Origin of the sequence: Amycolatopsis rhizosphaerae, from assembly GCF_007713715.1 — a bacterium.
Lineage (GTDB): Bacteria > Actinomycetota > Actinomycetes > Mycobacteriales > Pseudonocardiaceae > Amycolatopsis_E > Amycolatopsis_E rhizosphaerae.
In genome coordinates this window covers 1-9,263 of sequence record NZ_VJWX01000280.1, presented here as the reverse complement: position 1 = coordinate 9,263, position 9,263 = coordinate 1, and the positions used below count along the sequence as shown (strand labels likewise).

Sequence of the window (9,263 nt, the reverse complement as noted above, 5' to 3'; positions counted from 1 at the left end):
ACCCCGCACCCCGTCACCGCGATCGTCGACCACGCACTGGCCACCCTCGCCGCCGACGCCGCCGACCTGCTCACGTCGCCCGACGGCGACCGTCTCACCGCCTGCGGCTCAGCCCCCTGCAACCGCTACCTGCTCCGGCGCGGCCGCCGCCACTGGTGTTCGACCCGCTGCGGCGACCGTGCCCGCGCCGCCCGCGCCTACACCCGCCGCCGCAACTCCGGATGACACCGGAAAACGGCGAAGGGACGGGGTCCGGTGGGAGGGCCCGTGCGGACCCTCCCACCGGCGTCAGGCGGAGAACCGGACCGGCAGTTCCAGCAGGCCGCGGAACGGGGACGCCGCCGGAAGCCTGCGCAGCTCCTCGACGGGTACCCCGAGCCGCAGCCCCGGCAACCGGCGCAGCAGCGCGCCGATGCCGATCCGGGCCTCCATCCTGGCGAGTGACACCCCGAGACAGTAGTGGACACCGTGCCCGAAGCCGATGTGACCGACCCGCTCCCGGCAGACGTCCAGTTCATCCGGTTCGCCGAAATGCTCCGGATCGTGGTTCGCCGCGTTGATCACCACGCCGACGATCGATCCGGCGGGGATGCGCACTCCCCCGTATTCGACGTCCTCGGTGGCGATCCGGGGGCTGGCCACCGGCAGCGGGCCGTCGAACCGCAGCAGCTCCTCGATCGCCGCGGGCAGCATATCCGGCTCGGCGCGCAACAGGGCGAGCTGCTCGGGATGGGTCAGCAGCGCCACCGTCGCGTTGCCGAGGAAGTCCGCGGTGGTCTGGTGCCCGGCGAACAGCAGCAGGAAAGTGGTCGAGACCAGTTCCCGTTCGGACAGTTTCCCTTCGTGGTCGCACGCCTCGATCAGGGCGCTGATCATGTCGTCGGCCGGATGCGCGCGTTTGGCCTTCACCAGGCCTGCCAGGTAGTGGTGCAGTCTGAGCTGCACCTCCTGCACGGCCGCCCGGTCCTGTTCGGGCTTCCGGCCCGACCCCGAGGTCCGGATCACCTGCGTCCAGTCGAGGACCCGCTTCTGGTCCTCGCCCGGAACGCCGAGCAGATCGCAGATCACCCGCATCGGCAGCGGGATGGCGAAATCCTCCATCAGTTCGGCCCGGCCCTGCGGCACGATCCGGTCGAGCAGTTCGCCCACGATCTGGGCCACGCGAGGCCGCAGCGCCTCGATCCGCCGCGGCGCGAACGCCTGCGAGATCATCCGGCGCAGCCTGCTGTGCTCGGGCGGATCGGAGTTGAGCATGTTCCGGTTGAGCGCCTCGGAGTTCGGCCCGAAGATCCGCAGATAGTGCTGCCCGGGGCCGTAGAGGTCCTTGGACAGCCGCGGATCGGTCAGCGCCGCCTTGGCATCGTCGAACCGGGTGATCAGGTAGGAGTCGAACCGCGGCGAGGCGACCGGGCACACCGGGCTGTTCTCCCGCAGCCGGGCGAAGGTGGGGTACGGATCGGCGGCGAAGGAGTCGGTGTAGACCTCCGAAGCAGGCACAGCAGGCACAGCAGGCACAGCGGGCACAGCAGGCACAGCGGGAACAGCACTGTCGGTCACCGCAGCACCCCCGGTTCGCCCGCCACCGTGTGCAGCACCTCGTAGGTGTTGCGCTGCGCGGATTCACGCAGTTCCCGCACCACCCGCAGCAGCCGGTCACGGTGCTCGCTGCGCCCGAAGGCGTCCAGCCGCTCCCGGTCCGCCCATTCGCTGATGATCAGGTAGTTGCGCGGGTCGTCGGCGTCGCGCACCAGGTCCTGGCTCAGGCAGCCGTCCAGCTCCCGGATCTGTTCGGCGGCGGACCGCCATTCCGCCTCGAACCGCTGCTCGCAGCCCGGCTTCGCACGCATCGCCAGCACCGTCCGCACCTTCGTCATCGCGCACCCCCGAACACCCGGCGCAGGTTGTTCCCGAGCGCGTCGGCGTCGATCGGGCGGCTGCGGAACCCGATCTGACCGTCCGGGCGGATCAGGTACAGCGCGGTGCCGTTGACGCCGTAGGCGGCCCGGAACTCCCCTTCGCTGTCGCGCACCACGGGCGGATCGAGCATCCACGGCACCCGCGCGTCCGCGCTCGCCACCAGGTACACGTCGATCTCCCCGCACGTCTGCTGCCGGACGTCCGCGCACAGCTTCTCCACGGCGGCCATCTCCGCCTCGTTCGCCGAGGCGTCCGCGTAGAGCAGCAGGGTGTGGCGGGTGCCGCGCGTCAGGTCGCGCAGCCGCAGCGGGTGCCCCACTCCACGCCGGTACAGGCCACTGGCGTCGCGGGCGCGCTCCCCGGGTCCCGGTCCCTCCAGGGTGCCGGGACGGGCGACCGCCTCACCGACCAGCGGAGAGCCCGCATAGGACAGCAGCAACGACATCTCGTCCAGGAACTGGCGTTTCAGATCCTCCCGGTCAAGCTCGTCGGTGAAGGCCATCCGCACCGCCCGGCCGACGATCCGCTCGCCCTCCGGGCGCCGCTCCGCCTCGTAGCTGTCCAGCAGGCCGGGCGCGGCGATCCCCCGCACCGCCAGCGCCAGCTTCCAGCCCAGGTTCCACGCGTCTCCGATCCCGGTGTTCATGCCCTGGCCGCCCGCGGGCGGATGCAGGTGCGCCGCGTCGCCCGCCACGAACACCCGCCCCTCCCGGTAGCGGTCCACGATGCCGTGGCTGATCCGGAACACCGAAGACCAGCGCAGGTTCGACGCGCGCGTGCCGGGCGGGGCGAGCTCGTCCAGCACGGTCTGCACGTCGGCCAGCGTCGGCTCGGCGAGCTCCTCGGCGAACCCGGGCGGCGCGTCCTTCCCGCCGGTCTGGGCGAAGAACCGGGGCGGCGCCATCGTCGCGATCCGGTACCGCGACTCACCCCGCAGCGGAACGCACACCAGCATGTTGTCCATCCGGCCGCCGGTCTCGTGCAGGAACCGCAGCAGGTGCCCCGGCGGCATGTCCCAGTCGACGTCCACGTCCCCGAGCATGAACAGCTGGGGGAACCGGCCCAGCCCGCCGGAGAAGGTCAGCCCCAGCAGTTCGCGGACCCTGCTGTGCGCGCCGTCGCAGCCGACGAGGTACTTCGCGCGCACGGTCTCCCTGCCGCCGCCGGCGATGCCGAGCGTGGCCAGCACCCCGTCGTCGTCCTGGCTGAACGCGACCAGCTCGGCCCCCCGCCGCGGACGCACCCCCAGCGTGGCCAGCCGCTCGGTGAGGATCCGCTCGGTCTCGTACTGCGGAAGCCCCAGGTGCGCGTACGGCAGTTCGGGCAGCTCCCAGCTCATCCGGTGCGTTTCCTCGCCGTTGACGAACACCATCTGGCCGGTCAGCCAGTTCCCGGCGTCCATCGCGTCGCGCACGATGCCCTGGTCCTCCCAGATCTCCATGGTGCGGCAGTGCACGCCGATCGCCTTGTCGGCCTGCGCGGGCGGTTCCGCCCGCTTTTCCACCACCCGGCAGTCGATGCCGCGCCGGGCCAGTTCGACGGCCGCGGTCAGCCCGGCGGGCCCCGCCCCGACGATGAGTACGTCCGTTGTCGTGTGCACGGTTTCTTCCCCGCTCTCCCTGCCCGTACTGGGTCCTCGCGTGGTTTCGGAAGTGGTGCGGAGGTGGAACAGGCGGCGCCGGAAGTCCAGGAGGAACGGCGCGATCGGGCCCGCCTCCTCCTCCGCGTGCGCCGGATCACCGATCCAGCGGAAGAACTCCGCTTCACCGGCCCACTCCGCGAAGATGTGGTAGGTGTCGGAGCCGGGCTCCCGCAGCAGGTCCTCCCGGAGGTAGCCGGGCACCCCGGGCATCCGCGCGGCGACCTGCGCGTACCCGCGGGCGAACTCCGCGAGCCTCACGGACGGCACGGTCACCTCGACGTCCACGCAGATCCTGGCCCCGGGGCCGCCGCCTTCGGGGGCCGACATCACGCGGTAGCCGCCCTCCTCCACCGGCTCGCACAGCGGGCGGAAGAGCTCGGCCAGGCGCGCGGCCACCGGCCCGTTTTCGTAGTCGCGCAAAGCGGATTCGTCCGCCCATTCGGTCACCACGACGAATGTGCGCGGCTCGGCGGCGTCCAGGAGCAACTCCGCCGCGAGGTTGCCCGCCAGCCCGCTGATCGTCCCCGCGACCGTGCGAAACGCGGGCTCCACGTCCGGCTCGTATCCCGGGTGCGCCCGCACCCGCCGCATCGTCCGGATCATGCCGCCACCCCCGGTGATCTGCGGGACACCCGCACCCGGTCGGCCACATGATCAGGGGCTCCGCCAGTGTCGATCATGCGACCTCCTGTGGCGAGGCAGGAACCTTCAGCACGACAGAGCTGTTGAAGCCCCCGTAGCCGCGCGCGTTGACCAGGACCGTTTCGACCCGCATCCGGCGCGGCTCGCGGACGAAGTCGAGGCCGTACCCGGGATCCGGCTCGCTCAGATTGCCCACCGCGGGGATCACTCCGTCCCGGATCACCAGTGCCGCGACGACCAGGTTCAGCGCGGACCCGCCCGCGCACAACCGCCCGATGAACCCCTGCGGCGCGGTCACCGGGATCCGGTCCGCCCGCGGCCCGAAGGTGTCCCTGATCGCGCGGACCTCCAGCGCGTCGAACTCGGGGCTGCCCGCGCCGTCGGCGATCACGAGATCGATGTCGTCCGGCGACAGCCCGGAGTCCTCGATGGCCAGCCGCATGCACCGGGCCAGTTGCGCGCAGTCCTCGGGAGGCCGGTGATGGTGGTACGCGTCGTGTGTGGCGGCGTAACCGGCCACCTCGGCGTACACCTTCCCGGCGCCCCGGCGCGCGGCCTCCGCGGCGTCTTCCAGCACCAGTACGGCGCCGCCCTCACCCGGGGCGTACCCGTTGGCCGCCGCGTCGAACGGTTTGTAGCCCTGCCGCGGGTCGCGGCTGGTGGTCATCCGGCCGCTCGCCGACTGGCAGGCCAGGGAATACGGGCACAGCGGGGCCTCGGTGCCCCCGGCCAGCACGGCCGGGGTACCGCGGCGGATGGCCCGGCGTGCCCAGCCGACGCTGTCCAGCCCGCCCGCGCCCTCGGTGACGAGCACGGTGGACGGCCCCTTGGTGCCGTTCTTGATCGACACCTGGCCGGTGTTGGCCGCGTAGAACCAGGCGATCGACTGGTAGGCGCTCACCGCCCGCCTGCCCTGCGTCCACAGCGCCTGGATCTCCCGCTGTCCGAACTCGACACCGCCCGAGCCACTGCCGAAGGCCACGCCGGTGTGGTAGGGATTCCGCTCGCCGACGTCGTACCCGGCGTCGGCGAGCGCGAAATCCGTGGCGGCCAGCGCCATCCAGGTCCACCGGTCCGTCTGCACCGCGAGCCGGTCGTCGAGGTAGTCCTCCGAACGGAAGCCGGGCACCTGACCGGCGATGGTGGTGTCGTAGCCGCTCGCGTCGAACGCCTCGATCGGCCGGACGTGCAGTTCGGAGTCCACAGTGGAATTCCAGTACGCCTCCGTCCCGATCCCGCTCGGCGCGATCACACCGGCCCCGGTCACCACGACAGCCGTCATGACGCCCGGCCCGGTCTCGCGAGCAGGATGGCGGACTGGAACCCGCCGAAGCCGCTGCCCACCGACAGCACCACGTCCAGCGCCTCGGCCCGCGCCGTCCTGGGCACGTAGTCCAGGTCGCACAACGGGTCCGGCTCCTCGTAGTTGGCGGTGGGGGGCACCACCCCGAACTCGATCGCCAGCGCGCACGCGGCCACCTCGATCGACCCGATCGCGCCGAGGGAGTGCCCGACCATGGACTTGATCGAGCTCACCGGCACCCGGTAGGCGTGCTCGCCGAGGCTGCGCTTGAACGCGGCCGTCTCGTGCACGTCGTTCTGCTTCGTGCCCGAACCGTGCGCGTTGACGTAGCCGACCTCTTCCGGGCTGATCCTGGCCTGGCGCAAGGTCTCCTCGATCGCCGCGGCCATCTCGATCCCGTCGGGCCGGAGACCGGTCATGTGGAAGGAGTTGCAGCGGTTGGCGTATCCGGCGATCTCGCAGTACACGTGCGCGCCGCGGCGCCGGGCGTGCTCGGCCTCCTCCACGACGAGCACGGCCGAGCCCTCACCCATCACGAACCCGTCGCGCCGCGCGTCGAACGGCCGTGAGGCGTGCTCGGGGTCGCTGTTGCAGGCCGTGGTCGCCCGGATCGCGTCGAAACACGCCATCGTGATCGGCGAGATCGGCGCGTCGGTGGCACCGGCGATCACCACGTCGGCGTCGCCGTCCTCGATCAGCTGGTGGGCGTAGCCGACCGCGTCGATACCGGAGGTGCATCCGGTGGAGATCACCGCGGCCGGGCCGTGGGCACCCAGCCGCACGGCGACCTCCGCCGCCATGCTGCTGGGCACCAGCGCCTCGAACAGGAACCTGGTGGCGTAGCGGGGATCCACCAGCCACTGGCGGCCCCCGTCGGAGACCACTTTGTACTCGTTTTCCAGCCGGGTGGTGGCGCCGACCGCGCTGCCCAGCGCGACGGCCAGCCGGTCGTGGTTGAGCGACTCCCGGTCGAGTTCGAGCCCGCTGTCCGCGACCGCCTCGCTCGCCGCCGCCAGGGCGAACTGCACGAACCGGTCGCAGCGGCTCACCTCCTGCGGCGTCAGCCCGGCCTCGAAGGGATCGAAATCGCACTCGGCCGCCACCTGTGAGCGGAACGGGTCCGGATCGAAGAACGAGATCCGCCGCGTCGCCGTCCGGCCGCCGGTGATCAGCTGCCAGAACTCCTTGCGCCCGTTGCCCCCCGGGGCCACCACCCCGACCCCGGTGATCACGGACGAGCGTCCGTTCATCGTTGCGCCTCCCCTGGTAGCGGCTCGGTGTCGACGTGGCCGAGGTCGGGGCGGGGCGCGAGCGGGCCCAGGCTGAACACCGCGAACGCCGTCTCGCCGGACTCGTTCATCAGCCGGTGGCGGACGCCGATCGGGATGAGCACGCCCTCGTCGGCGCGCAGGGTGCGCGGCCTGCCGTCGAGCCGCACCGTGATCGTGCCGCGCACGCAGTACAGGAACTCCTCGGAGTACGGGTGCCAGTGCTCGGTCACCACCTCGCCGGGTTCGAGCGTCACGGTGCCCATGAAGCCGGAGGTGGCACCGGTCGTGGCGGGAGAAAGCACGGTCCTGACGTCGCCTCCGCGCCGCCGGTTCGGCGGGACGCCGTCGCGGGCCACGATGCGGACGGCGTCGGCCTGGTTCGCCGGTTTCGGCGCCGCGGTGGTCATGACACCCGCGCCGCGGCGAGTTCGACCTTGCGCGCGATGACACCCATCTGGATCTTGGAGTTCTCGTTGATCCGCCGGGTCATCGCCGCGTCGTCGACGGGGGCGTCCGGCCGCAGGTGGAAGTCCTGCACCCAGCGCATCCGGGTCCCGCCGCCCTCCTCGTGATAGGTCCATTCGATGTTCATGTATTCGAACGGTCCCTTCTCCACCCGGTGCGCGAGCACCCTGCGTTCCTCCGGGTACATCGTCCGTTCGGACACCCAGGACCAGACCTTCCCGTTCTCGTCCGGATGCATCGAAAGCCGGAAGGTCACGGTGTTCCCCTTGCGGGAGAGGATCTGCGCCGCGGAGTACTCGGTGAACAGCTCGGGCCAGGAGGCCATGTCGTTGGTCATGGTCCAGACCAGATCCAGCGGTGCCGCGATGTGCACCGTGTTGTCGGTGTGGCCCGCCATCACGCCTTCACCTTCTCGAGTCGCTCGTTGACCGCGTCCACGATCTCCCGGAACGTGGCGTTCTGCAGGCTCTCGTCCGGCAACTCGAACCCGTAGCGGCTCTCGAGCGTCGCCTGCAGGGCGAGGAAGGCCAGCGAGTCCAGCCCGATCTCGGTGAACGTCAGGCTCGCGTCCGCGGTGCGGTCCGACGCCGGAAGCCCGGCCTTGTCTTCGAGGATGTCCATCAGGTCCTCGAGGCGGAACGGTTGCGTGCTCATCATTCTGCGACTCCTTCTCCGTGACCGGCACTGGCGTCGGCGAGCGGGATCGGTGTGCCTCACCCGCGACGCATGCCGGATGTCTCACCTGAGGTGTGTGCCCCGGGCGGTGGTCATCGCCCGTCGGCCCGCCAGCGGTAGAACTCCTTGGCCACCGCGTCCTGGGGACTGCGCCAGGTTTCGGGGTTGTAGGCACTGATGTACGGGCTGAGGTCGTCCATGATCTTGCTGAAGGCGGGCTTGTGCTGGTTGTGGTGCACCGCGTCGGAGAACGACGCCTCCTTGCGTTCCAGCATGTGCAGGTAGACGTCGTCGAGCGAGTACAGCCAGCGCCCGACGACACCCATCTGCGCCGGCAGCGGCCCCTTGTCGGAGTCGGTGAAGATGCGCGCCACCTCGGGCTCCGCGCCGGGCTTGATGCGGGCGACGATGAGGGTCATGTGCTCGATGGGCTCTTCCGGCTTCTTGCCGGGAGCCCAGCTGTAGAACTCCTTGGCCACCGAGTCCGACGGAACCTTCCAGTTACTGGGATAGGGCGTCACGTACGGGGCGATGGCCTCGCTGACCTGCTGGAACCCGGGCAGTCCCCGGGTCTTGCCGGACACCTTCGGGTCCTGGTCGCGTTCGATCACGTGGATGTAGAGATCGTCCAGCGAAAGCAGCCTTCGCCCGATCACACCGAAATCCTGGGGCCGGGCCGTCTCGTCGGTCCGGCGGAAGACCTCGGCGACCTTGTCCTCACTTCCTGGCACGATTCGAGCGACAATGACGCTCCGGAAACTCATGGCTTCTCCTTAGAAGGATGCCGGCGACGGCTCGGGCGAATTCGGTGTGCAGACCGCGTGAAACCCAGGAAAGCCGCCTATCGTCACCGGTACGTATTCGCCGGAGGGGGAACCGGCCGGGAAACGCAACCGTGACCTTACCGTTGCCATTCCCTTGTGTCTCCCGGCACGGCTGGGCCGGGCTCAGACTTCTGGGAACGGGGAGACCGGAGTGGGTGAAACGGGATTTCCGTCGCCGGCCCTTTCGGCCTGGCGAAAATGAGATGAGGCGAAATCGGGATCCGCCGCGCGTTTACTCCACTGTGGAGGGTTATCCGATCGCCTCGGCGACGAAGCGCAGGCGCACGCCGTCCGCGAACGGCACGTCCCCGGTGAGCGCGGCGGCCTCGTCCAGCAGCGCGCCGAGCAGCTCCGGCGGGTACGCGGCCAGCGCGGGCGCGCCCGTCGTCCGCCACCAGCCGGGCACGCCCCCACCGCCCGCGGTCAGGGGCACCGGCCGGGCCGCGGTTTCCAGGAACCGGACGCCGAACCCAGCCGACTCCAGCAGGGCGGCCTGCTCTTCCGGCGCGGGCAGGTACCAGGGC

The 9,263-nt window shown here is 70.7% G+C and carries 10 protein-coding genes and 1 pseudogene; 1 reads left to right on the top strand and 10 read right to left on the bottom strand.

All coding sequences use genetic code 11. The annotated features are described in order from the left end of the window. Window positions 1-225, top strand: a 225-nt coding sequence (locus FNH05_RS24095; protein ID WP_186382706.1) for a CGNR zinc finger domain-containing protein, incomplete at its 5' end; no start/stop codon positions are given. Between the two features lie 63 nt (window positions 226-288). On the opposite strand, the gene FNH05_RS24090 is transcribed toward FNH05_RS24095, so the two are convergent. From FNH05_RS24090 to FNH05_RS38230, 10 genes and pseudogenes are all read right to left on the bottom strand, one after another. Next, on the bottom strand, window positions 289-1,497 hold the full coding sequence (locus tag FNH05_RS24090; protein WP_222426691.1) for a cytochrome P450 family protein: 1,209 nt from the start codon (window positions 1,495-1,497) through the stop codon (window positions 289-291). A gap of 56 nt (window positions 1,498-1,553) precedes the next feature. Continuing rightward, the gene (locus tag FNH05_RS24085) at window positions 1,554-1,874 is read right to left on the bottom strand and encodes a putative quinol monooxygenase (RefSeq protein ID WP_144590988.1); all 321 of its coding nucleotides are present in this window, start codon (window positions 1,872-1,874) and stop codon (window positions 1,554-1,556) included. Then, window positions 1,871-4,162, bottom strand: a complete 2,292-nt coding sequence (locus tag FNH05_RS24080; RefSeq protein ID WP_144590987.1) for an FAD-dependent oxidoreductase — start codon at window positions 4,160-4,162, stop codon at window positions 1,871-1,873. Before FNH05_RS24080 ends, FNH05_RS24085 begins: the two co-directional genes overlap by 4 nt. A gap of 73 nt (window positions 4,163-4,235) precedes the next feature. Beyond that, complete coding sequence (locus FNH05_RS24075; protein ID WP_144590986.1) at window positions 4,236-5,483, bottom strand: beta-ketoacyl synthase N-terminal-like domain-containing protein; 1,248 nt, start codon at window positions 5,481-5,483, stop codon at window positions 4,236-4,238. Further along, entirely contained in the window at window positions 5,480-6,754 is a 1,275-nt protein-coding gene (locus FNH05_RS24070; protein ID WP_144590985.1) for a beta-ketoacyl-[acyl-carrier-protein] synthase family protein, read from the bottom strand. Before FNH05_RS24070 ends, FNH05_RS24075 begins: the two co-directional genes overlap by 4 nt. Continuing rightward, entirely contained in the window at window positions 6,751-7,182 is a 432-nt protein-coding gene (locus FNH05_RS24065) for a cupin domain-containing protein (RefSeq protein WP_144590984.1), read from the bottom strand. Before FNH05_RS24065 ends, FNH05_RS24070 begins: the two co-directional genes overlap by 4 nt. Continuing rightward, window positions 7,179-7,637 (bottom strand): SRPBCC family protein, encoded by a 459-nt coding sequence (locus FNH05_RS24060; protein ID WP_144590983.1) that lies wholly within the window; start codon window positions 7,635-7,637, stop codon window positions 7,179-7,181. The genes FNH05_RS24065 and FNH05_RS24060 overlap by 4 nt, the downstream gene beginning before the upstream one ends. Beyond that, window positions 7,637-7,897, bottom strand: coding sequence for an acyl carrier protein (locus FNH05_RS24055; RefSeq protein ID WP_144590982.1), 261 nt, complete (start codon window positions 7,895-7,897; stop codon window positions 7,637-7,639). Before FNH05_RS24055 ends, FNH05_RS24060 begins: the two co-directional genes overlap by 1 nt. 110 nt (window positions 7,898-8,007) lie before the next feature. Further along, window positions 8,008-8,679 (bottom strand): TcmI family type II polyketide cyclase, encoded by a 672-nt coding sequence (locus FNH05_RS24050; protein ID WP_144590981.1) that lies wholly within the window; start codon window positions 8,677-8,679, stop codon window positions 8,008-8,010. A gap of 310 nt (window positions 8,680-8,989) precedes the next feature. After that, window positions 8,990-9,263, bottom strand: a pseudogene (locus tag FNH05_RS38230) (hypothetical protein); the annotation flags it as partial.